We start from the raw sequence: 23,411 nt of genomic DNA, 5'->3' as shown, positions 1-23,411 counted from the left end.
GTATCCCATGAGCCGGTTCCAGCCCGAATGGGCGTCCCTTCGCGCCCACCGCATCCCGCAGTGGTTCACCGAGGCCAAGTTCGGCGTCTGGTCGCACTGGGGCCCGCAGTCCGTGGCCCGCTCCGGCGACTGGTACGCCCGCCACCTCTACGGCATGCAGCCGTGGTCCGAGCCGTGGGAGAAACGCCGCGCCGACCGCCAGCAGGCCCACCACCGCGGGCACTTCGGGCCAGGAGGCGGCGCGAAGGACCTGTTCCCGCGCTGGCGCGCCGAACGCTTCGACGCCGACGAGCTGATCGACCTGTACGTCTCCAGCGGCGCCCGCTACTTCGTCGCCCTGGCCGCCCACTGCGACAACTTCGACCTCTGGGACTCCCGTACGCACGCCTGGAACGCGGTCAGGATCGGCCCGCACCGCGACATCGTGGGCGCGTGGGAACGCGCGGCGCGCGGGGCCGGGCTGCCGTTCGGGCTGAGCTTCCACAACAACTGGACGTGGCGCTGGCTGGACGTGGCCCATGGGGTGGACCCGGTGACCGGAGAGCCGCACGACGGAGCCGTACGCGACGGCGAGGGCACGTGGTGGGAGGGCCTCGACCCGGCAGACCTCTACCCGCCCGGGCACGCCCCCGGCGCCAAACCCCCGCCCCAGGTGGCCGAGCGCTTCTACGCCCGCGTCAAGGAGGCCGTGGACCGCTACCGCCCCGACCTCGTCTACCTCGACGACGGCCGGCTGCCGTTCGACGCCGGCAGCGTCGTGGAGTCGGACCCGCCCAGCGCGGCGGGCCTCGGCCTGCTCGCCCACTACTACAACACGTGCCCGACCGGTGGCATCGTGACGATCAAGGACGTGCCGGACGCCGACCGCACCGCGGTCGTGCTGGACTGCGAGCGCCGCCAGCTCGACGCCGCCGAGCCGCATCCGTGGCAGTTCGACACCAGCGACGGCGAGTGGTTCGACTGCGCCGACGACGACCCCATGTTCCACCCGCGCAAGACCGCGAAGCAGGTCATCCACACCCTGATCGACGTGGTCAGCAAGAACGGCTGCCTGCTGCTCAACATCCCCCAGCACGCCGACGGCACCGTCGACGCCCGCGCCCGGACCCTGCTGTCCGAGGTGGGCGCGTGGCTGCGGGTGTGCGGCGAGGGCGTGTACGGCACCACGCCGTGGCTGCGCGCGGGCGAGGGCACGACAGGGCTGGGCGAGACCAAGGGCTACGAGGGCTACAACGAGGCCGACCGCGCCTACCGGCCGGGCGACATCCGCTTCACCCGGCGCGGCGACACGCTGTACGCCACGCTGCTGGCCTGGCCCGGCGACAGGACCGCCGCGATCACCAGCTTGAGCGCCGCGGCAGCACGCCGTCCGGCCGCCGTGGAGCTGCTGGGGCACGGCCCGGTCGGCTGGCGGCAGGCCCCGGAGGCGCTCTACGTGGACCTGCCCGCCGAACCGCCCACCTCGGCCGCGTACATGCTCAGAATCGGAGGCCTGTCATGGTGACGAACCTGCGTACGTGCGACCTGACCGACCCGCTCGGCATCGAGATCACCCGGCCGCCGCTGAGCTGGCGGCTGACCGTGCCGGCGCAGTCCGGCTACCACGTCAGGGTCGGCTCGGCGGAGGGCTCAGCGGACCTGTGGGACACCGGCGAGGTGGACGGGCCGGACCAGCGCGTGGTGTACGCGGGACGGCCTCTGACCAGCCGCACGACCGCGTACTGGCAGGTGCGCGTCCGCTCCGCGGGCACGTGGTCGGATTGGAGCCCGACCGCCCGGTTCGAGCTGGGCTTGCTCAGCCCGGACGACTGGACGGCCGCCTGGATCACCCACCCCGACTGGTACGACGAGGGCAACCCCCGCGCCGGAGAGGGCCGCCCGCTCCCGCTGCTGGCGGGCGAGTTCACCCTGGCCAAGCCGGTCGTCCGCGCCCGCCTCTACGTGGCCGGGCTGGGCGTCTACGCGGCGTCGATCAACGGCACGCCGGTGACCGACGCCGTGCTGGAGCCCCCGTACACGGACGTCACCCGCCGCGTCGTGTACGCCGTCCACGACGTGACGCCGCTGCTGCGCGACGGCGCGAACGCGATGGGGATCGAGCTGGGCCCGGGGATCACCCACGTGTTCCCGCACCAGGACCGGTACATGAAGTTCTACGGCTCCAAGGCCGCGCCCCGGACGATCGGGCAGCTGGAGGTCGAGTACGCCGACGGGACCGCGGACCGGTTCGTGACCGGCGCGGACTGGCTGGCCACCGAGGGGCCGACGGTCCGCTCGCACTGGTACGGCGGCGAGGACCACGACGCCCGCCGCGCCGTCGCGGGCTGGGACCGGCCGGGCACCGGCCGCTCGGGCTGGCTCCCCGCCACCGTGCTCCCCGGCTCGACGGAGGTCCTGAGGTCGCGGGCGTGCCCGCCGATCAGGATCGTGGAGGAGCTCCCAGCGGTCGAGAAGCTCGTGGCCGCCGACGGGACGCCGGTCTTCGACGTCGGCACGGTCGTCGCCGGCTGGGCCGAGCTGCGCCTCGACCTGCCCGCAGGCCGCTGCCTGCGGCTGCTGCCCGGCGACCAGCTCGACGCGTACGGCCGCGTGGTGCAGTCGAAGCCCACCACCGGCGCCCCGATCTTCAACGTCTACGTGACCGAGGACGGGCCGCAGCGCTGGCACCCGCGCTTCCGCTACGACGGCTTCCGCTACGTCGAGGCGCAGGGCCTGCCCGCCGACGCCGGCCCGGAGACCGTCTCCGCGCTGGTGCTGCGCGCCGGCAACCCCCGCGTCGGCACGTTCGAGACCTCGGACCCGCTGGTCAACGACATCCACACGATCATCGACCGGGCGGTGCGGGGCAACATGTACAGCGTCCTCACCGACTGCCCGCACCGGGAGAAGCTGGGCTGGCTGGAGCAGGCCCACCTGCTCTTCGATGTCGTCGCCTACAACTACGACGTGGCCGCGTACTACCGGGAGCTGCTGGTCACCATGGCCGAGGCGCAGACCCCGGAAGGGCTGGTGCCCGACATCGCGCCCGAGTACGTCGTGTTCGAGGGCGCCTTCAGGGACGACCCGAACTGGGGCGGCGCGATCGTCCGCGTCCCGTGGCAGCTCTACCGTCACTACGGCGACACCACCGCCATGGAGACGCACTACGACGCGATGTGCCGCTACACCGACTACCTGACCGGCCGCGCCGACGACGGCATACTCCGGCACGGGCTCGGCGACTGGATCGGCCTGGACCCCGCGACCCCCGTGCCGCTGGTGTCCACGTGGGGCTACTGGCGGGTGGCCGGCACAATGGCCGGGGTCGCGAGCGTGCTGGGCCGCGACGACGACGCCAAGCGTTACGGCGCGCTGGCGGAGCGGATCGCCGCCGCCTTCGCCGGGGCTTTCGCAGGCAAGGAGCGCAGCCAGGCGTCGGAGATCCTGGCGCTCGACATGGGCGTCGTCCCCGGGGAGCTCGCGCCCGCCGTGCTGGACCGGATCTCCGAGGAGGTCGCGGGCGGCGGCATCACGGTCGGCGAGATCGCGCTGCCCGCGCTGTTCCGGGTGCTGGACCGGGCGGGACGGCACGACGCGCTGTGGGCGTTCGCCACGTCCACCGGCCGTCCCGGCTACGGCTACCAGGTGCGGCACGGCGCCACCGCGCTGACCGAGGCGTGGGACGGGCCGACGCGCGGGCTGTCGCAGAACCACTACATGCTGGGCGCGATCGACGCCTGGTTCTACCGCGGGCTCGGCGGCCTCGGGCAGGTGCCAGGCTCGACCGGCTTCCGCAGGCTGCTGATCGACCCGGCCGTACCCGCCGGCCTGGAGTCGGTACGGGCGGGCACCGAGACGCCGTACGGGCGGGCCGACGTGGCGTGGACCCGGCGGGACGGGGGGTTCACGCTGGACGTGGAGATCCCTCCCGGCTCCTCAGCGGAGGTACGGATGCCGGCCTTCGCCCGGTACGCCGTGCCCGACGCGGCCGCCCCGGCCGGCGAACGCGCCTGGGAGGTGCCCGCCGGCCGCTGGACCTTCAGGGGGAGCCGGTGAACGCCTACGATCCCGCGGGCATCAGGACACCGCACAAGGCCGGCCGTCTGGTCGTCGAGCCGTCGTGGGAGCCGGACCGCTTCGACGGGCTCTTCGTGGACTGCCCGTTCGTGTGCTCGGACGGCGGCGAGTACGTGATGACCTACGTCGGCTTCGACGGGGCCGGCTACCAGACGGCGCTGAGCCGCTCGGCCGACCTGGTGACGTGGTCTCCCGGCGAGGTGATCCTGCCGCGCGACCCCGGCCACCCGTACCGCCGCTACAACGCCGCACTCACGTCGATAGTCCGCGACAACCGGCTCGGCTCGGACGGGCAGGTGACGCGGGTGGACGGCCAGGCGATCGGCACGTACCACGCCTATCCCGAACCCGGCATGGAGATGGGCGCGGCGGTCATCGGGTTCGTGGCCGGTGACGACCTGCGTACCTGGAAGGACGTGGGGTCGGTGCTGCGCCCGCAGGACGGCGGCGCGTGGGAGCGGGGCGGGCTGTACAAGTCGTGGCTGCTGCGCCACGACGGGCTCTACTACTGCTTCTACAACGCCAAGAACCGCACCTACTCCGGCTGGCGCGAGCAGATCGGCTACGCCGTCTCCCCCGACCTCTCGCGCTGGGAGCGGCCGGTGCTGGAACCCGTGGTGCCGCACGGCGGCGAGGGCGACTTCGACGAGCGCTTCGCCTCCGACCCGTGCGTGCTGCGTGACGGCGACTGGTGGGTGATGTTCTACTTCGGGCTCTCGTACGACGGGCACGCCCGCGAGAGCTACGCCGTCTCCCGCGACCTGCGGACGTGGCGCAAGAGCGGCGAGATCCTCGTCGACGTGGGCCCGCCGGGCTCGGTCGACGACACCTACGCGCACAAGCCCGCGCTCGTCTCCCGCAGCGGCCGCGCCCACCACTTCTACACCGCGGTACGGCGGTGCGAGCCGTACCGCGTCGGCCCGCACACGCTGACCGAGCGGCGCGGCATCTCCCTGGCGCATGCATGAGGAGGACCTGATGGACGGGTATTCCCGCAGGACGTTCCTGGCCGGGGCGGCCGGCGCCGCGCTGATCGGCCAGGCGGCGGGCCGGGTGGAAGCGGCCGCGCCGGGAGCCCCGGCGGGGGATCCCGCGGCCGCCGCGTGGGGAACGGTGATGCCGCGGATCAGACGGCGGATCCGCCCCCCGCGCTTCCCCGGCCGCACTTTCCCCATCACGGACCACGGCGCCGTGGGCGACGGGAGCACGAAATGCACGGACGCCTTCGAGCGGGCCGTCGCCGCCTGCGCGAGGGCGGGGGGCGGGCGCGTGCTCGTGCCCTCGGGGACGTACCTCACCGGCGCCGTCCACCTGGCCGACAACGTCGAGTTGCACCTGGAACCGGACGCCACGATCCGCTTCAGCCGCGACCCGGCCGACTACCTGCCGGTCGTGTACACCCGCTACGAGGGCGTCGAGCTGATGAACTACTCCCCGTTCATCTACGCCCACGGCCGTACGAACGTCGCGATCACCGGCCGCGGCACGATCGACGGCCAGGCCGACGCCGAGCACTGGTGGGACTGGTCCGGCGACCCGCCCCCATCGGAGGGCCCGGACAAGAAGCTGCTCGCGTCCATGGCCGAGGCCGGCGTACCGGTGGCCGAGCGCGTCTTCGGCGCGGGCCACCACCTGCGGCCGAACCTGATCCAGCTCTACCGCTGCCGCAACGTCCTCATCGAGGGCGTGACCGTCCGCGACTCCCCCATGTGGAACATCCATCCGGTCCTGTGCACCAACGTCACGATCCGCGAGGTCACCGTGGACAGCCCGCGCGGCCCGAACAACGACGGCTGCGACCCGGAGTCGTGCGTGGACGTGCTGATCGAGCGGTGCGTGTTCAACACGGGCGACGACTGCGTCGCGATCAAGGCGGGCAAGAACGCCGACGGCCGCCGCGTGAACGCGCCCTCGATGAACGTGCTGGTCGACTCGTGCGTCATGCGCGACGGCAACGGCGGCGTGACCGTCGGCAGCGAGACCACCGGCGGGGTGCGGTGGGTGTTCGCGTGGAACTGCACGATGAGCAGTGAACGCCTGGAGCGGGCGATCCGCGTCAAGACCAACCCCGAGCGCGGCGGCTACGTCAGGGACCTCTACTTCAGGGACATCACCGTGGGTCAGGCCGCCGACGCGGTCATCGAGGTCGCCCTGAACTACGAGAACAAACCCACCGGCCCTTACTTCCCCGACGTCCGGGACCTCGACATCCGCCGACTGCGCGCGGGGCGGGCGCCCCGGGCGTTCAACCTGATCGGCAACCCGGACAACCCGATCCGGGACATCCGAGTGACGAACAGCGTGTTCGAGGAGATGGCCGAGGCGGACGTCGTGCGGGACGTGACAGGTCTGGTCCTGCGCAACGTCTGGATCAACGGGCGGCGCGTCCATGTCCTCAAGATCGAGCAGCGCGGTCATCAACTGGTCCAGGCGCTCGTCGAAGTGCGTGAGGTCGCCGGCGTACCGAACCTGTTGGATCGTCATGTACTTCATGGCGTCTCCTCTTCGTCCCAGCATGCGGCTCTACGCAGTTTCCGCTTGTAATTGTTCCCTGATAGCGCTCACTAGTTAGATCGAGATTCGATCGACCCGGACCGCGCGATCGCCTGGAATCACAATCGGGTCAGCCACTTCGACCACGCGACCGTTGGAGAACATCTGTCGGGTGACGGCGAACACCGGCACGCCCGAGCCGATACCGAGAAGCTCCGCCTCCTCGGGCGTCGGCATTCGCACGGCCGTCTCTTCGATGATGTCGCCATTGATCTCGATGCCGAGTGAGCGGAGTTGGCCAATATTGCCGCCCGGCCAAGGCTCGTTGTGCGGGTCGGCTACCGGGGTTCCTTCGACATCGCGGGCGAGCAGGCACGAGCGGCTCATCTGGCTCGGCACTCCAGAGGCGTAGAACACGAACCGCCGCTCCAACAGGCGGGTGCCCACCGGCACATCGAACAGGCCAGCCAACCGCTGGTCGGTCTCGATCCACGCGAACTTTTTGTCCAGCCTGTACTGCGACCAGGTAATGCCCTGATCCCTTGTGAACGACGTCTGTGGGACTGCCTGGGAGCCCTTGTCGGCCAGGTAACGGTCCATCGATATCCGCCGAACTGCCGGGCGCGCCCGGACGAAAGTACCTGATCCGCGTTTGGATTCGACGAGCCCTTCCGTACGGAGGAGATCTACCGCTCGACGGATGATGATCTCCGAAACGCCGTGCTCCCCGGCCATGACGCGGTGGGGCGGCAGGCGACTACCGGGAAGTAGATCGCCGGAGCGGATCTTTTGACGGAGATGGTCGGCGATCCGCTCGTAGGCATGTGCCCGTTCCGCCACAGCCACCTCCCCAGTTCTCGATACGTGCTTGACAAGAGCGTACACGTGCGTGCAAGTTCGTATACGATATCGATGTCTAGGTATACGATCATCGATCGGAGCGCTGATGCCCGTCCCCCACGATCCGACAAACCGCGCCCGCCTCACCTTTCGGTGGCGCGACGAACGCTGGCACCTTCTCGACGAACCCAGCCCGTCAGTGGTGCTCATATCCGACAACGTGTCGCAGGGCGACCGATACCCCGACCCTGAAGCTGCGGAAGGAGCGTTCTGGACCGGGGTGGTGAAAAGCATTCTGGCTGAGAGGGACCGCGTCGCCTCAGCCGCGTGGCCAGGCGTCGAGATCGCCGCAGTGCTCGACAAGGTCAACGGCCGTGCACTCGTCGCCGAGCACGGGAGACGCAATGAATGCTTCCGAGTGTGCGGCGCTGGGTGGACGATTTCTCGCCGAATTCGTCTTCCCGGGAGTGCCGAGTTCGGTGCCCATCGCTCGCCATTGCGTCAAGAGCGTGCTGACGGCGGCGGGGCATCGGAACGTGACCGGCGTGCAACTCGTGGTGAGTGAACTGGTGGCTAACGCCGCGATGCACTCGACCTCAGGGCTGGCCGGTGGGTTGATCACCGTGGACGTTCGGACGATCGGCAACGAGCTCGCCCGTATCGATGTGATGGACGACGGAGGGCTGACCGTCCCCCAAGCGCGTGAGCCCAGCGAGATGGACTGCTCCGGGCGGGGCCTGCAGATCGTCGAAGAGATGGCGCTTCGCTGGGGCATCGGCGACAACGCTCTTGGCGGCCAGCGAGTGTGGGCCGAAGTGCTCACCACGGACGACGCGCCCCTCAGCGCGCCCGATGTGCGGGCCTGCTCGGCGGAGGTGTGATGACGCCGCCAGAACAGGCCGGAGGCCCCGGATGGATCAGCCGGGGCGACCGCCCGCCCCGATGCTTCAGCCCTCATATAAGCCCGCCGACATCCCACTGCGAACCGTTGAAGTGGATCGTTCCAGAACGAAGGGCTCCTGCGGGGCGCGTTCTGGCGTGGACGTGTGGCTGCTACGGGATCTTCTACGAGCTGCGCCAGGTCAGCGGCTTGCAATTCATTCGCCGGATCCGCCATGACGAGCAGGGGATCGAGTCGATCGAGGACAGCGAGCGATGGCGGGCCGCCGTCGCAGCGGCGCAATGGAGCGCCTTACTGATGGGCCATCTCCGATGAAGGGTCGCGTCCAGGATGCACCCTTGCGGGCGAATCTGATAGCGATTAGGAGGGTCGTAGTTTGGCGACTGGCGAAACACTGGTCCCGACGTCCGCCACCTGCGCGCCGGCCGGGCGCCCCGGGCGTTCTACCTGATCGGCAACCCCGGTAACCAGATCCGCGGCGTCCGGGTGACGAACAGCGTTTTCGAGCAGATGACCGAGGCCGACGTCGTCCGCGACGTGACCGGATTCGAGCTACGCAACGTGCGGATCAACGGCCGCCGCGTGTAACGGGGACGGTCCCTGAACCGTGTGGAACGGAACGGCCAGTGGTCGGCCTCGGCGTGGCCCTTGCGCGCGAGGAGGTCTCCAGCCCGGGAGTCGCTCAGGCGACCTTCCAGGTACGGTCGCCCAGAGTGGCGACCAGGTCGGAACGGGACGACCTGGATGGTGATCTGCCGGTTGTGCGCCTGTGCGGCCAGGTGGCGAAGCTGGTCGCGCATGATGGAGGGGCCGCCGACACGGCGGTGGAGGGCCGCCTCGTCAATGATCGCCCACAGGTGAGGGCTGTCGGGTGCCGTCAGGAGCAGCTGGCGTTTAAGTCTTGCATCGACCCTGCGCTGTACTTGCTCGTCGGTTGCGGTGGGCAGAACGCCTGAAATGACTTCTCTGGCGTAGTCGGGTGTCTGGAGGAGGCCGGGGACGAAGGCCGTCTCGGAGAGTCACCCGAGGATCCCTGCGTCGATCGAGTGGCGGACCGCTTTCGTTCTACTTACTTCACCGCTACACGCGCGTAACCACCACAAGTATATACTTATTTTGATCGGTGGGTTCGATATGAACTTTCTCTGCTATGCGCTTTTGTGTGGAACCAGAATAGGAAGCAAGTTTTTGAAATGGGTCAATCGTCAGGCTTGTACCTCCCCAGCGAGTGGATTTCATGCTCACATAAGTTACAAGTTTGTCCATTGTAGTCCATCCACGTCGCTCAAGCAGCTTGCGTGCACTGTCCATCGCCATCTCGAAGGACGGGGCGCCGACATCCATAATCAGGACATCCTCGATTTGAATAGTGTCGCCATATATCGGATCTGCGGTGGTTTGTGCCACGACACGGCCAATGCCACGGACCTCGTCAACCGCACCCGCATCGGCCCTGATCGTCCCCTGAAACCAGGATCCGCACTCTGTCACCAGAATCAATACACACAGAGCGATCATCATAGGCCTGACAGCAGAACGCATCGCAACTAAAAGGAGATGGCGCTTATAACCATCAAAAAGCCTTTCCTGTCGCGATCAAACACAGCCACGGCACCACACTGAGTGCAGCCATTTCCGCGCCAATATACATTACCGAGACCACAGGGGTGAAGTACTCCACACAGCAAGCGCGGTCAGCCGAACGCGTCACGACCCCGCCACCCCTCTACGCGATCACGCGGCTGGTGGCGGCGGCCGTCCGGGTCGATTTGGTGATGTTGCCGTTGGCGTCGTAGACAAAAGCGGTGACGCGCCGGCTATCACAGAGTCGAACGAGTGAGCTGCGCGCGCCATGAGTGGGTAGCGATTGATGCATAACACCCTAGAGGCCAACTTTATGCACCTTGAACAACGTCAACTCTGACGATTGCGTAGGCATCCGTGTTCACCGACTTGCCATTGAGCGTCTGCAGGATGCCGGGATGGTGTTGAAGTGCTTCGAGATAGAATGGATCCACGGCCACGAGCGCCTTCCATTTAGCGGATTTCATTACCGCTCCCGTCTCTTTTTTTGCAATCGTCTCCCATCCACGTTCGCGAAGACGGCTGACAACCTTGCCAACTACCTCCTTCGCACTCGCACTTCCTACATCGATGACGAAGGTATTGGTGATCTCGAATTCTCCGTCGTAGCTAATTTCCCTGCTATCTTCTGCCTGAACTACACCAATGCTGCGTACATCATTGAGAGCTGCAGGGGTTACCTGCCGCGGAGGCGCAGGGAACAGTTCGCCACGCAAGGCGAGGAAGAATGCAGCGATTAGCATCGCCGTGATCACGGATCCCACCAAAAGCGCCCTCAGCCACATCTTGCCCTGCCAGCATCACTCGCATGTTTTCTTCTTAGTATCAATGCACGCCCAGAATGCCCAGACGACGCCGTCGCCGCCATTGAGGTTGAACATCGCGTCCAAATCTTTCTTTCGCTGTTTCGCTTCAGCAACGTTGGCCGGCTTCCCTTCCAGGAACCCTGTCTTCATCCAGGTTACGAACCTATCATAGTCCGGGGTAGGATAATATAGCTTCTTCCCATCCCACACTACAACTCCAGAGCATCCACAATAAGCGTAAGCAGCTTCAAGGTCATTGATGGGCCGTCCGTCGATCTTGATATGCTGCTTCAGGTGCGCCATCCAGGCCGCGGCAAGATCTATGGCTCGCGCTGGTTTAAGGAGCTCCGCAGCGATTTGACCGAGGGTTGCTTTCTTCCACTTTGCCCCTTCATCTTTGATCAGCATGAGCCCCGCCTTGTAAATCTCCATTTGCGCGATGCCGATCGAAGCTCCCCACGCCTTATTTCTACCCTTGAGATTTTCCCAAGTAATTGCGGCCGCAGCACCCAGACTGCCCGTGCCTTCCTCCGCATGCGCGCTCTCCCACAGGATGACGGCGGTGAGTTCGTACTTGCCCACACGATGCTTCTTGGCGGCTTTTTCGATGTGCTCCCAGTAAGGTAGAAGATCCTCGTATCTTTCAAAGTAGGACTTGGCATTAGCGGCTGAGTCTTTATCAATCTTGCGAGCATAAAATGCTGCTCCAGAGCGACTGGCTTCGGCCCCCTTGAGGCGGCGCGAGCCGACCACCTTTCCTCCTTCAGAAGGCGATGTGTCGCCGATCAACTCCTCGAGGCTGATAGAGGGGTTGATGAGATTGATCCACGACGCGAAATCCGAGAATTCCGCCCGCTGCTTGGCAGTCAAATTCTTGAACTTCTTGGGGGCCGGCATACCGTTGGACATTACGCCGGCTCGCATCGCTTCTTCCTCGTCGATGAGACCCCACGAACTAGACTTCAACATGAAATCCAGATATTCCATGTCATCTACGTCTCCCTCCGTGGGGACGTAGTTACCGCTGCTGTCCGGCACGTACACGGTAACCGTGGCGTGGCCACTCGGGTCGATGCCGGTGAGGGGGCTGGCGTTGCCGTAGGTGTAACGGTTGGCCTGGACGGAGGGGTTAGGGGTGAGGCTGGCGGTGTCGCGACTGGTAAAGGCCCCGGTGCCAGGCTGGTACCAACGGGCGTGCATGTTGACCTTGCCGGTGTCCGGGTCGGTGTACTCACCCTGGTAGCCGAGCTGGACCTTGAAGCCGGTCTGGGCGATCACCGTACCGAAGGGGTCATATGCCGTTGAGGTCTGCAGGGTGGCGGTGTAGGTGGCGACCAGATCACCATGCAGATCGTTCAGCGCTGCCACCGCTGCGCCGGTACCCTCTTTCAGGCCGAGCAAGGCTCCGCTGGGTCCGCGGGCATAGGCCGCTTGCACGCTGCCACTGCTGTCACGGATGGTGGCGAGGTCGTTGCCTAGGCCGGCATAGGCAAAGATCTGCTTGGCGGTGCCCCGGATGCGGCTCGTCAGCCGGTTGAGGGCGTCGTAGGTGTAGAGGCTGTCGCCGTCGGCGATAAGGCGGTCGAAGGCGTCGAAGGTGTAGTTCGTGGTGGCGCCGGCCTTGGTGCTGGTAGCCAGGGTGCCACGCGGGGTGTAGGTGTAGTCGGTGCCGTCACCGGACGTGAGGCGGTTGCGCTCGTCGTAGGTGAAGGTCGCGTTGCCGACCTTGGTGCGGTTGCCGGCAGCGTCCCATTCATAGCCGGTGGTGGCGCCGCCGGGGGCGGTCCAGGAGGTGAGTCGGCCCGCGTGGTCGTAGCCATAGGCGTTGGTGCCCGCCCCGGCGGTGCCTGCGGTGGTCTTGGTGGTGAGGTTGTCGTCCTTGTCCCACCCGTAGGTCATCTTGGCGAGCTGGGTGCCTGAGCCGTTCTTCAGCGTCTGACCGGTGACGCGGTTCATGTTGTCGTAGTCGATGGTCTGAGTGCTGGCCTGGCCGCTGGTGGCGGTGATGGTCTTCAACCGGCTGGCCGGGTCGTATCCGTAGGTGAGGGTACGGCCGGTGACCGGATCTGTGGCGGTTGCTAGCCGGTTGGCGTTGTCCCAGGTGAAGGTGGAAGTACCGGCGGCGTCGATGCGCTGGGTGGGGTTGCCGAGTGCATCGTAGGTGTAGGCGGTCTCCTGGGTGGCGCCGCGGGAGACTTTCAGCGGCAGGCCGCGGTCGTTGTAGTCCATCGTCAGGTCACCGGCGGTGCTGGCGCGGCCGGCCAAGTCGTAGCCGAGGGTGCGCTCGGCGGTGGCGCCGCCTCCGGCGCCGGTTTCCTTGGTGAGGCGGTTCAGGTGGTCGAAGGTGCGGTCGATGCGCACGCCGCCGGGCTGGATGGTGGCTACCTGGTTGCCAGCCGCGTCGTAGAGGTGGGTCCAGGTGCGGTCGGTCAGGTCCGGATGGGCGGCGGTGGCCGGCTCGGTCACGGTCTCGGCCAGGCCGAGGCTGTTGTAGCCGGTCCAGGTGGCGTTGCCGCGGCCGTCGGTGAGCCGGGTGCGGGCGCCGACTGCGTCATAGCCGAAGCTCGTGGTGATCGAGTCATCGGCGGTGACCGGCTCGATGAGCGAGGTGCTCCGGTTCAGCGCGTCGAAGGTCTGCCGGGTGACGTGACCCTCGGGGGAGGTGGTGCTGGTCGGGTTGCCCGCCAGGTCGTAGCCGTAGCCGTAGGTGCGCAGCACCGTGCCAGTGGCGTTCAGGTCCTTGGTCGCGGTCTTGCGGCCGGCCTGATCGTACTCGGCGACGCTGGCGTTGCCGTTCGGGTCGGTGACCTTGGTTACGCGCCCCGCCAAGTCGTAGGCCATGGTGGTCGTGTTGGTCGCCGGGTCGGTGGTGGAGGTGACCTCGCCGGCCGCGTTGAGCGTGAAGCTGGTGATCTTGCCGCCCGGGGCGGTCTGCTTGACCAGCCGACCAGCGTCGTCGTACTCCATCATTGTGGTGTAGGCGGCGCTGGTGGGCTTGCGCTCGATCTGCGTGGCGGTGACCTGCCGCCCGAGATCGTCATACGTGGCCTGGCTGCGCGCGCCGGTTGGGTCGACGCCGGCGAGTTTCTCCCCGGCGAGGTCGTACTCGGTCACCCACGTGCCGGGAGTCGGGCCGTCAGGGGCGGGGTCGGTGACACGGACCTGACGGCCGAGCTGGTCGTAGTCGAAGGTGGTGACATAGCCGCGCGGGTCTATGGTGCTCTTGCGCTGCCCGGCCGCGTCGTAGGTGTGGCGGACGGCGGAGGTGATCGTGCTGCCGCCCGGCGGCGTGTACTGCGGCGCGGTGCTGCTGGTCAGCCGTCCCGCCTTGTCGAAGGTGGAGACGAAGGTGCGGCCTTCGGCGTCGGTCTGGTGGGTCTGGTTGCCCACGGTGTCGTAGCCGACCTTGGTGACCGGGCGGGCCAGGCTGGAGTTGCCGTTCTTGTCCACCGGCACCTGCGGGGCGGCGGTCTCCACCAGCCGGCCGAGGATGTCGTAGCGCAGCGTGGCGGTATAGTCGGCGGCGCTCGCCCCGTCAGCATTGCCGCGCGGGTCGGTGGTGGCCACGACCAGGCCCCGGTCGTCGTAGTCGGTGGTGGAGACCACATCCTGGGCGCCGTTTTCGATGGTCTGCTTGGTCTGCTGGTTGAGCTTGTTGTAGGTGTAGCTGGTGGCCTCGGTGCGGCTGGTGCCGGCAGCCGTCAACGTGGATTTGGTGACGTTGCCGTTGGCGTCGTAGCCGAAGGCAGCGCGGCGGGCCAGCGGCTCGCGCCCTGGGAGCCCGCCCGGGTCCAGGATCTGCGACGTGAGCCGGCTGGCGGCGTCGTAGTCGAACACGACGGTGGTGATGCCGCCACCGGTGGTCTGCTCGATCAGATTGCCGGCCGGGTCGTACTCCTCCGCCTTCACGACCACGTCCCGCGGTGTGGTGGAGCTATTCAGCTTGGCATCGTCGGCGAGTTTCCGCTTGAGCCGGTTGTCCATCCAGTAGTCGTTGGTGGTCTTACGGCCCATCGCATCCACCACCGACACCAGCCGCCCGGCCGGGTCATAGCCGCGGGTCTCCAGCACCACATCCGTGGCCGGCTGCGGGCTGACCGGACTGCCGGTCCAGCCCATGAGCCTGCTGGAGATCAGCTCGCCGCGCTTGCTGTAGCCCTGCTCGATGACCGTGCCGCGGGAGTCCGTGGCGCGGATCGCCCAGCCACGATGGTTCCACTCCTGCTGGGCGATGCCGCCTTCGGGGTTGGTGACGGAGTTCTGCCGACCGTGGTCGTCGTAGGTGTAGGTGGTCGTGCGCTCGGGTTCGCCGCCGGTCAGGTCGGCGATTGTCTGGGTGAGCGGCCTGCCGTCCGGGTCATGGGTGAAGCGGGTCCGCGCGGTGTGCGTGACGTTGCTGATCTCGTTCTTCGCGCCGGGTGCGATGCTGGTCAGCAACTGGCCGCGCCCGTCGTAGGCGAATGTGGTCTTGGCACCGCCCGGGAACGCTTGCGAGATACGCGTACTGGCGATCAGGCGGCCGATCGGGTCGTACTCCAGCTTGGTGACCAGACCCTCTGGGTCGGTCTGCTCGGCCAGGTCCCCCGTCGCGGTGTAGCGGTAGCTCCACTCGCTGCCCCGGGCATCGGTCTTGGTCTTCATCAGGCCCGCGGGGGTGCTGCCGCCGCCGACCGCGGGCTCGGTCCCGTCGGTATAGACGGTGCTCACCGAACGGCCCAGCGGGAAATCCGCCGTGACCGGGGTGGTCTGCCTGGTCGGTTCACCGAAGGCGTTGTACTCGAGGGTGGTGGCGTAGGTGTTGTCGTTCTCCCGGGAGGAGCGGCCGTCGCGGTAGGCCGTCACCTTGTCGTTGCGGGGATCGAACGGATCGCTGGTGTTGAGGTAGTAGGACCAGAACTCGATCGCGCACTCGCCCGGCGCCCGGCAGTACTGCCGGCCTAGGGTGTTGCCGCGCTTGTCCTGGTAGATCTCGTTGGCAATGTCGTTGCGATCGATCACCTTGGTCAGAAAGCCCGCCTGGTCGTACTCGTGCCAGGTGGTGTGACCGAGCTGATCGGTCTCGCCCCGGATGCGATACCCGCGCCAGGCATCATAGAGGTAGACGAGGGTGTTGTTGTCCGGGTCGGTCACCGTCACCTGCGCCTCACCGGACTGCTGCTCGACGCCGATGGGGCCGATCTTCCAGGTGCCGCCGTTGTGATCGGTGTGGGTGGCGATCCGGTCGGTCTTGGCGTCGTAGGTGTTGGCCGCCCACACCCGACCCGACGGCAACGTGACCTTCGACAGCCTGTGCGGCACGACATTCCTCGCCTGGTAATGCGCCTTCACTTGCTCCACCAGAAGCGGCGCACCGTAGACGGCAACCTCATCGATCACACCCCGGAAGGCGAAGGCGGTCGTCCCGGCGGGCACCGCCGGGGAGGTCGCGGCATCAGCGATGCCGTTGCCCACCGTGGCGTACTGCCGCCATCCGGTCGGCCGGGTGGCGGTCAACGTGCCGACCTGCTGGCCGTCCAGGAACAGCGTCTGCTCTTGGCCTGCCACCGACAGCACCACGTGATGCCACTGGCCGTCATTGACCGCCTGCCCGGACGTGATCGGAGAGGCCGTCGCGGTCAGCGACCCGCGCAGCTTGCCGTCGGTGCCCACATACAGCATCGGCCCCTGAGCGATCCCGCTGGTCTGCTGCGCGCCGGCGGCCATCAGCACACCGGACTGGGTGGTCTTGAACCACGTCTCCACCGCCATCTGATCAGCCACATGCGCGATCGTGTGCGACGGCAAGCTCATCCGCGACCCGGTGGCGAAGGAGGCGGCCGTGTCCGTCGTTCCGGCCAGCGCGCCTTGCTGGCCGAGGGTCACCGACTGGTAGGTGGCGTCCCCGGCGCCGGTGCCGAGATCCTCAGCGCTCGTACCGGAGCCCTCCCCGAGCCGCCAGTAGCCGAACGGATCGGCATCCAGCACGCCGCTGCGATACAGCGACCCCGTCCCGTACTCGTAACTGGTGCAGTTCGGTGCGGCCACCGGCGCGCACACCTGCGTCAACCTGTCCCCGTCATAGCCGTAGGTCCATGTCAACGCCTTGCCGTCCACCGGGTCGCTGGACACCGAGGTCACATGGGCGCCGGTCCAGGTGAAGGTCAGCGACCGGCCACCCACCGCCGTCACCTTGGCCAGTTTGCCGTCGCTGCCGTAGGTGAGTTCCTGGGCGCGGCCGCGGTTGTCGCTGATCTTCGTCAGGCGGCCGTCGGCGTCGAACAGGTAGCTGGTGCCGGCCTTGTCCTTCAGTCGCCACCCGTCACGCTGCACAGTCAGTGTGGCGAACATGCCGGGCGGCGGTTGAAACACACCGTCGCCGTTCGCCCGGAAGCGCACCCGGCGCCCGTCCGGATACGTCACCAGGGCCGAGATCGAGGCGCCGTGCACTTCTGAGGTGATTCTCATGTCCCACCGGGTGGACCACCCTGCGCCGAACAGGGCATCGGTGCGCGGGTCCATGCTGTTGTAGGTGCGCACCACCGACAGCGCCGGCCCCACCGTGGCCACCTCCAGATCGGTGGCGGTCGTGGTGTAGTTGCCGGTCTGCTGATCGAACTCCTGCTCATCGCCGCCTGAACCGGCCAGCGATGAGCTGATCGCCGGCTGCCGCACCCCGGTCGTGAACGTCAGCACCGGCGACGTCGTAGTCGAGGAATCGAAGGAATCCCGGACCGTGACCGTCCACCAGTACTGCTTGCCCCACTCCAGCTTGCCCGCGGGCACGGTCCACCTATTGCCGTTCGACGCGACATAGCCCGAGGTCGTACAGCCCGTCCCCGACATCGACGCGACATCGCACACCTTGAACGAATACGACACCGCGTAGTTGCCGTTGCCGCTCTGCCCCCACGCCCGCAACGACGGCGTCAACGAGTCGACCAGATACCCCTGCTTCGGATACACATCCACCAGCCTTGGCACTGCCAGCACGGACCGCTCCGCCGCCTCAGCCCGAAGCACCGCCGCCGGTAGCCGATCCTGCCCCGACGCATCCGTTTCCGCCACATCCGGCGTCCGGTCCTCACGCGCCACCGAGCCCTCAGGACGCTGCACCTCCGACCGCCACCCGGCCGAGGCATTTACCGCCGCAGGCACCTGCGTGACGGGCAGTAGCGACGGCAACCCAGCCGTTGAACCCGCCATCTGCCGCGGAATCACCGGCGAGCCGGCAGCATTCTGCTGCACGACAACTGCGGAGCGCGCCAACGCCGACTGTCCCTGTACCACCAGCAGGCCAGGCATCAGACCCAGGAACGCGAAAATCGTTCCAACCGAACGACGCCATAACGGATCCCGGCGCATACGCCATCACACTCCGAACCACAACGAAAGACACCGACAAGGGCACCAACCGTCGCTCTCCACCACAGGGCGACAGGTGCTCTCCCGCGCGGCTCGGAGCCGATCAACATCCGACGATCAACGTAAGAAAATCCGACCTATCAGACAAGACGCGCGATCATCACAAATCGGAAAACAGCCCTATCTGGTACGCGACATTCCGCTACAACGCCAAGGCGTACCGAACCAACATCCCCAGAGACCCCTTGGCCGAGGCCATCGCCCACTACTTGGAGGCACTGGCCGCCCGTGGACGAGCTCGCCGAACGGAGCAGCGCCCACTTCGACCTCCCAGAGGAGGACGACGCGGCCGTCTGACCCCTGTTCGGCCGTACCGAGAAAGCTGCCAGGTCACACCTGGACGCTGAAGATGATGACGGCGCGGAGGGCAAGGACTCCGGCCAGCACCAGCAACGGCACGGCCGGCGAGTGCCGCAGGGCGGTCGTGCCGTCCGGGGACAGGCGCTCGGTGACCAGCCCGTACAGGCCCGGGATCAGGCCGGCCAGGACGACCACCCACAGGACCAGCCAGGGCAGGCCGAACACCTGGCCCTGCGTGCCCGCCGCGATCAGCGTCAGCGCGAACACCACGATCAGCGCCAGCTCCAGCAGCGCGTACAACCGCTCGGAGACCGACAACATCCCGGCGCTCGGCCGCGCCTCCGGGCGGAAGCGGGTCAGCAGCAGCATCAGCGCGGCCGATCCGGCCAGGCCGGAGGCCAGGAACAGGCCGCCGAGCGCCCACGTGTCACTCCACACCGGCTGGTTCGACACCGACAGCAGCACGCCGGTGTAACCCGCGATGAACAGGCCGAACAACGATCCGAAGACGTTGAACGGGCGGCCGTCCAGCCACGTCACGAGCGGGAGGCGGAGCTTGCCGTCCCGTACGAGGGCCGCGGCGAAGGAGACCGTGGTGATCGCGCCGAACACGATCAGCGCCCACGAGCCGATCGACATCGGCGACCAGTACTTGAAGTTGCCGCCCGGGTTGCCGGGGGTGGTGTTCCACAACATGTGCCAGAAGCGCAGCGGCTGACCGAGGTCGAGGGCGAGCAGGATCGGGGCGACGAGCATCGGCGGGAACGCGATGTAGTAGCCGATCCTGGCCATCGGCTCGTCGCCGGGGGCGCCCCGCAGCCTGAGCAGGGTGGCGAGCACGTACGAGCCGCCGGACAGGCCCGCGAGGAAGAAGTAGGCCAGGATGTACCAGAGCCAGTCCGGCGGGCCGGCGAAGTGCTGCACCTCATCCATCCTGGGTCTCCACCTTCTCCTTGCGGCGGCGCAGCGCGATCAGGCCGCCGAGCACGCCCAGGACCGCGGTGACCGCGGCGGTCAGGTAGCCGCCGGCGTTGTTGCGGCTGGGCAGGACGGCGTTGCGCTCGTCCGGCAGGCCGTACTTCTCGGGCCGGTCCATGAGCAGGAAGAACGCGTTCAGTCCGCCGTACACCTTCTCGTCGTGGCCGTACAGGGCGGCCTGCGTGACGCCCTGGGCGTGCAGGGTCTCCAGGCGCTTGGCGGCCGTCTGGCGCAGCTCCTCGACCGGGCCGAACTTGATCGACTCGGTGGGGCAGGCCTTGGCGCAGGCGGGCGTCATGTCGTTCTGGAGGCGGTCGTAGCACAGGGTGCACTTCTGCGCGATGCCGGTGGTGTGACTGGCGCCGATCACGTCGTACGGGCAGGCCGCGATGCAGTCGCGGCAGCCGTTGCAGACGTCGGGCTGGATGAAGACGCTGTCGAACTCGGTGCGGATGATGGCGTTCGTCGGGCAGACCTCCATGCAGCTGGCCTGCTTGCAGTGCTTGCAGACGTCCGACATCAGCAGCCACGCCGTACCGTTGCCCTCGGTGAGGCTCTCGTCCGGCACGTCGTCGTGGAACTGCACGTGCCGCCAGTTCTCGGCGTCCAGCCTGCCGGTGTTGTCGAAGCCGTCCAGGAACGACGGCTCGTTGCCCTCCAGCTGGTTCCACTCCTTGCAGGCCACCTCGCAGGCCTTGCAGCCGATGCACACGCTGGTGTCGGTGAAGAACCCGTACGCCTGGCCCGGTGTGATGTGCGGCATCTCAGAACCCCATCAGATTGGGCGTGATCTTGGTGTAGCCCTGGTCGGCCATGTGCAGGTCGATGGGCACCGCCGCCAGCTCGTCGACCCGCGGGACCGCCCTGGGGTCGCGGCCGAGGTCGACGTCGATCAGGTAGCGGCGGCAGGTCTCGCAGGATTCCGCCCGGAGGTGCGGGAACAGGGTGCCGTCCGCTGCGGCACCGCGGCCTACCCGCGGTCCGCCGGGGGGCGCTGCGCCGCCCGCTTCGGCGTGGACGGTGCGTTTGCCGGTCTCGCCGCAGTTGGGGCAGGTGGTGGCGGAGAAGCTCCACTCGTGCGCGCACCGGGCGCACTGCAGCATGCGGCGCCCGCTCACCAGAGGGTCGCCGCCCGCGGTGCGGTAACTGAGCTGCGGCGCGCCCCCGCAGGAAGGGCAACACCCCGGCATCCGCCCGGCGCGGACGGATCCCGTCGCCTCGCCGTCGGGCGGGTCCGCGCGGGCGGGCCGGCTTCCGGGCGGGACGACGCGCATCGTGGCACGGGCGAGATAGCGTTCGACGGGCGCGAGCTCCGCACCGTCGAGCCAGGCGCCGAGCAGGCCGTCGCCCGGGGCCGAGCCCGATGGGCCGGCGCCGAGGAGGCCGCGGGCGGCCGCCGTGCGGATCGCGGTGGCCAGCGGCGGAGGCCCGTGGGCGGCCGTCGCCTCGACCACGCGCGGCAGCACGTTCGCCCGCGCCCATTCCACCGCCTCGCCGGCCGGTACGCGGTCGGCGACCGACTCCCACACCTCCACCAGGGCCAGGTACAGCCCGAGGACCTCGGCCGTGTGCGGATAGCGCTCGCGCAGTTCCCCGGCCCGTGCCCGATCTCCGGCGAACATCAGATCTTCTCGATGTTGACGAGGAACGCCTTGTACTCCGGCGTTCGGGCGCTGGCGTCCCCCACGAACGGGGTGAGGGCGTTGGCCAGCCAGTGCTGCCCGGTGTTGATGCCCACGAACCCCCAGTGGATGGGGATGCCGATCTGGTAGACCTTGTGCCCGTCGATGTCGAGCGGCCCGAGGCGTTTGGTCACCACGGCCCGCACTTCGAGCTTGCCGCGCCTGGACGACACGCGTACCCGGTCGCCGGTCTCGATGCCCTTCTCCCGGGCGAGGGCGGCCGGGACCTCGACGAACGCCTCCGGCTGCAGCTGGACCAGGTGCTCGACGTTCTGGGTGACGTAGTGCTCGTGCTCGGTCAGCCGGTACGAGGTCGCGACGTACGGATAGTCGGCCACGGTGCCGAACCGGTTGGGGCGCCCGGCCCGCTCGTCGTACCTGAAGGCCACCGGGGTCGCCGACACCTGCGGGTGCAGCGGATTGGCGATCGGCGACTCGATGGGCTCGTAGTGCTCGGGGAACGGCCCGTCCGCCACCGCGTTGCTGAACAGCCGGCCCACGCCTTCGCCGGTCATGATGAACGGCAGCGGCGCGTCGGGGCCCGGCCCCGTCGTCGGCGGGTAGTCGGGCACGTCGCCCACCCACTTGCCGTTCTCCCAGGCGATGCCGGGCCGCTCCGGGTCCCACGGCCGGCCGTTCTCGTCGGCGGAGGCGCGGTTGTAGAGGACGCGGCGGTTGGCGGGCCAGCTCCACGCCCAGTTCGGGTAGAACCCCATGCCGCTGGGGTCGTTCTTGGCCGGGTCCTGGACGCCGTCGCGCCGCTTGGCGAGGTTGCCCTCCTCCGGGTAGTGACCGGTGTAGATCCAGTCGCCGGCGGTGGTGGTGCCGTCGTCCTTGAGGTCGACGAAGGTGGCCAGGCGTCTGCCGGTCCGCAGGTCACGGCCGTTGATCTCCTGGGCGATCTCGTCCAGCTCGGGCTTGCGCGGGTTGGCGTACTGGAGTGCCATCTTCAGCACCGGGTCGGGGAACTTCCCGCCCTGGGTCTCGTACAGGTCCCTGACCCGCAGGAACAGCTCGGCCAGGATCCAGTGGTCGTGCCGGGCCTCGCCCTCGGGCGGCAGCACCTGGTCCTTCCACTGCACCCAGCGGCCGCTGTTGGTGAACGACCCGTCCTTCTCGATCCAGTGCGTGGCCGGGAGCATGAACACCTCGGTCTGGATCTTCGCCGGGTCCATGCCGGGGGCCTGCCAGAACTCGGAGCTGGTGGTGGCGAACGGGTCCATCACGCACAGCCACTTGAGGTTCGACAGCGCTTGGAGCACCTGGTTGGAGTCGGGGCCGATGCTGGTCGCGGTCATGCCGGACAGCATGAGCCCCTGCATCTTCCCTCGGAGCGCCTGGTCGAAGATCGAGATCCAGGAGGAGTTGGCGGCGGGTTTGGGCAGGTAGTCGAAGGCGAACTCGTTGTCCTTCGTGGCGGCGTCGCCGTACCAGGCCTTGAGGAGGCTGACGAGGTAGCGGCGGTAGTTCTCGCCGAAGAAGTTCACCGCCCGGGGATGCTGCTTGACGCCGGCGCTCTCGCCCAGGTACGCCTTGACGTCCTTCTGCCCGGGAGCGGGGATGCGCAGGTAGCCGGGCAGGATGTCCCAGGAGATGGCGTGGTCGGTGTTCCCCTGGATGTTGGCGTGGCCGCGCTCGGCGTTCATGCCGCCGCCGGGGCGGCCCATGTTGCCGAGCAGCAGCTGCAGGATGGCTCCCGAGCGGATGAGCTGCACGCCGGTGGTGTGGTGGGTGAGGCCGACGGCGTACACGATGGTCATGACCTTGTCCGGGCGGCCCATCTCGCCGACCTGCTGGGCGATCTGGAGGAACTGCTCGCGCGGGATGCCGGTGATGCGGGCGACCGTGCCGGGGTCGTAGCGCTGGTAGTGGGCGCGGAGCAGGTTCAGCACGGAGCGCGGGTGGTCGAGGTCGATCTTCGCGTGGCCCTCGTCGTCGGTCTCGTACGCCCACAGCTTGGTGTTGTAGACCCCCTGCTCCCGGTCGTAGCCGTTGAACATGCCGTCCTGGAAGGCGTACCCCTCCTTGACCACGAAGCCGGCGTTGGTGGCCCAGCGTACGTACTCGTCGTGGTAGAGGCGGTTCTCCAGGACGTGGTTGATGAGGCCGCCGAAGTAGGCGACGTCCGTACCGGTGCGGATCCGGACGTACGTGTCGGCGACGGCGGAGGTCCTCGTGAACCGCGGGTCCGCGTGGATGATCCGCGCGCCCCGGTCGAGCTTGGCCCGCATGAGCCAGCGGAAGCCCACCGGATGGGCCTCGGCCGGGTTGGCGCCGTTGACGAGGATCAGGTCGGCGTGCCTGATGTCACGCCAATGGTTGGTCATGGCCCCTCGGCCGAACGTGGCAGCCAAACTGACCACCGTGGGA

At 67.8% G+C, this 23,411-nt stretch carries 13 protein-coding genes and 1 pseudogene; 5 read left to right on the top strand and 9 right to left on the bottom strand.

What is annotated here, in order from left to right:
* Positions 1-7 precede the first annotated feature (7 nt).
* From ACIBX3_RS14900 to ACIBX3_RS14885, 4 genes are read left to right on the top strand one after another with little or no spacing between them, the layout of a single operon-like run.
* Complete coding sequence (locus tag ACIBX3_RS14900; RefSeq protein ID WP_397117012.1) at positions 8-1,504, top strand: alpha-L-fucosidase; 1,497 nt, start codon at positions 8-10, stop codon at positions 1,502-1,504.
* Positions 1,498-4,035: a family 78 glycoside hydrolase catalytic domain gene (locus ACIBX3_RS14895; RefSeq protein ID WP_397117010.1), complete on the top strand. Its 2,538-nt coding sequence runs from the start codon at positions 1,498-1,500 to the stop codon at positions 4,033-4,035. Before ACIBX3_RS14900 ends, ACIBX3_RS14895 begins: the two co-directional genes overlap by 7 nt.
* The gene (locus ACIBX3_RS14890) at positions 4,032-5,024 is read left to right on the top strand and encodes a hypothetical protein (protein WP_397117008.1); all 993 of its coding nucleotides are present in this window, start codon (positions 4,032-4,034) and stop codon (positions 5,022-5,024) included. The genes ACIBX3_RS14895 and ACIBX3_RS14890 overlap by 4 nt, the downstream gene beginning before the upstream one ends.
* A 10-nt stretch (positions 5,025-5,034) precedes the next feature.
* A complete protein-coding gene (locus tag ACIBX3_RS14885) occupies positions 5,035-6,600 on the top strand; it encodes a glycoside hydrolase family 28 protein (protein WP_397117006.1) in 1,566 nt (521 codons plus the stop codon).
* A 24-nt stretch (positions 6,601-6,624) separates the two neighbouring features.
* Here the strand turns inward: ACIBX3_RS14885 and ACIBX3_RS14880 are convergent, their stop codons facing one another.
* On the bottom strand, positions 6,625-7,389 hold the full coding sequence (locus ACIBX3_RS14880) for a GntR family transcriptional regulator (RefSeq protein ID WP_397117004.1): 765 nt from the start codon (positions 7,387-7,389) through the stop codon (positions 6,625-6,627).
* Positions 7,390-7,793: 404 nt separating this feature from the next.
* On the opposite strand from ACIBX3_RS14880, the gene ACIBX3_RS14875 reads away from it, so the two are divergent.
* Positions 7,794-8,270 (top strand): ATP-binding protein, encoded by a 477-nt coding sequence (locus ACIBX3_RS14875; protein WP_397117002.1) that lies wholly within the window; start codon positions 7,794-7,796, stop codon positions 8,268-8,270.
* A 736-nt stretch (positions 8,271-9,006) separates the two neighbouring features.
* On the opposite strand, the pseudogene ACIBX3_RS14870 reads toward ACIBX3_RS14875, so the two are convergent.
* The 8 genes and pseudogenes from ACIBX3_RS14870 to fdnG all read right to left on the bottom strand — a co-directional run.
* Positions 9,007-9,288 (bottom strand): annotated as a pseudogene (locus tag ACIBX3_RS14870) (DUF5753 domain-containing protein); the annotation flags it as partial.
* Between the two features lie 82 nt (positions 9,289-9,370).
* Positions 9,371-9,811, bottom strand: coding sequence for a hypothetical protein (locus ACIBX3_RS14865; RefSeq protein ID WP_397117000.1), 441 nt, complete (start codon positions 9,809-9,811; stop codon positions 9,371-9,373).
* A gap of 374 nt (positions 9,812-10,185) precedes the next feature.
* On the bottom strand, positions 10,186-10,629 hold the full coding sequence (locus ACIBX3_RS14860) for a hypothetical protein (protein ID WP_397116998.1): 444 nt from the start codon (positions 10,627-10,629) through the stop codon (positions 10,186-10,188).
* Positions 10,630-10,674: 45 nt separating this feature from the next.
* On the bottom strand, positions 10,675-17,961 hold the full coding sequence (locus ACIBX3_RS14855) for an RHS repeat-associated core domain-containing protein (RefSeq protein WP_397116996.1): 7,287 nt from the start codon (positions 17,959-17,961) through the stop codon (positions 10,675-10,677).
* A gap of 450 nt (positions 17,962-18,411) precedes the next feature.
* A complete protein-coding gene (gene nrfD, locus ACIBX3_RS14850; RefSeq protein ID WP_397116994.1) occupies positions 18,412-19,314 on the bottom strand; it encodes an NrfD/PsrC family molybdoenzyme membrane anchor subunit in 903 nt (300 codons plus the stop codon).
* Entirely contained in the window at positions 19,307-20,122 is an 816-nt protein-coding gene (locus ACIBX3_RS14845; protein ID WP_397116992.1) for a 4Fe-4S dicluster domain-containing protein, read from the bottom strand. Before ACIBX3_RS14845 ends, nrfD begins: the two co-directional genes overlap by 8 nt.
* A 1-nt stretch (position 20,123) precedes the next feature.
* The gene (fdhE, locus tag ACIBX3_RS14840) at positions 20,124-20,981 is read right to left on the bottom strand and encodes a formate dehydrogenase accessory protein FdhE (RefSeq protein ID WP_397116990.1); all 858 of its coding nucleotides are present in this window, start codon (positions 20,979-20,981) and stop codon (positions 20,124-20,126) included.
* Positions 20,981-23,404: a formate dehydrogenase-N subunit alpha gene (gene fdnG, locus ACIBX3_RS14835; RefSeq protein WP_397116988.1), complete on the bottom strand. Its 2,424-nt coding sequence runs from the start codon at positions 23,402-23,404 to the stop codon at positions 20,981-20,983. Before fdnG ends, fdhE begins: the two co-directional genes overlap by 1 nt.
* Positions 23,405-23,411: the final 7 nt, after the last annotated feature.

This window comes from Nonomuraea sp. NPDC049480 (assembly GCF_044465905.1).
Lineage (GTDB): Bacteria > Actinomycetota > Actinomycetes > Streptosporangiales > Streptosporangiaceae > Nonomuraea.
Note: the sequence above shows the minus strand (reverse complement) of the source record. Positions and strands in the feature narration are given on the sequence as shown.

Coding starts and splice junctions, on each gene's coding strand:
- nrfD (WP_397116994.1), bottom strand. CDS start 19,314: ATGGATGAGGTGCAGCACTTCGCCGGCCCGCCGGACTGGCTCTGGTAC.
- ACIBX3_RS14900 (WP_397117012.1), top strand. CDS start 8: ATGAGCCGGTTCCAGCCCGAATGGGCGTCCCTTCGCGCCCACCGCATC.
- ACIBX3_RS14885 (WP_397117006.1), top strand. CDS start 5,035: ATGGACGGGTATTCCCGCAGGACGTTCCTGGCCGGGGCGGCCGGCGCC.
- ACIBX3_RS14865 (WP_397117000.1), bottom strand. CDS start 9,811: ATGATGATCGCTCTGTGTGTATTGATTCTGGTGACAGAGTGCGGATCC.
- ACIBX3_RS14875 (WP_397117002.1), top strand. CDS start 7,794: ATGAATGCTTCCGAGTGTGCGGCGCTGGGTGGACGATTTCTCGCCGAA.
- ACIBX3_RS14895 (WP_397117010.1), top strand. CDS start 1,498: ATGGTGACGAACCTGCGTACGTGCGACCTGACCGACCCGCTCGGCATC.
- ACIBX3_RS14845 (WP_397116992.1), bottom strand. CDS start 20,122: ATGCCGCACATCACACCGGGCCAGGCGTACGGGTTCTTCACCGACACC.
- ACIBX3_RS14855 (WP_397116996.1), bottom strand. CDS start 17,961: ATGCCTGGCCTGCTGGTGGTACAGGGACAGTCGGCGTTGGCGCGCTCC.
- fdhE (WP_397116990.1), bottom strand. CDS start 20,981: ATGTTCGCCGGAGATCGGGCACGGGCCGGGGAACTGCGCGAGCGCTAT.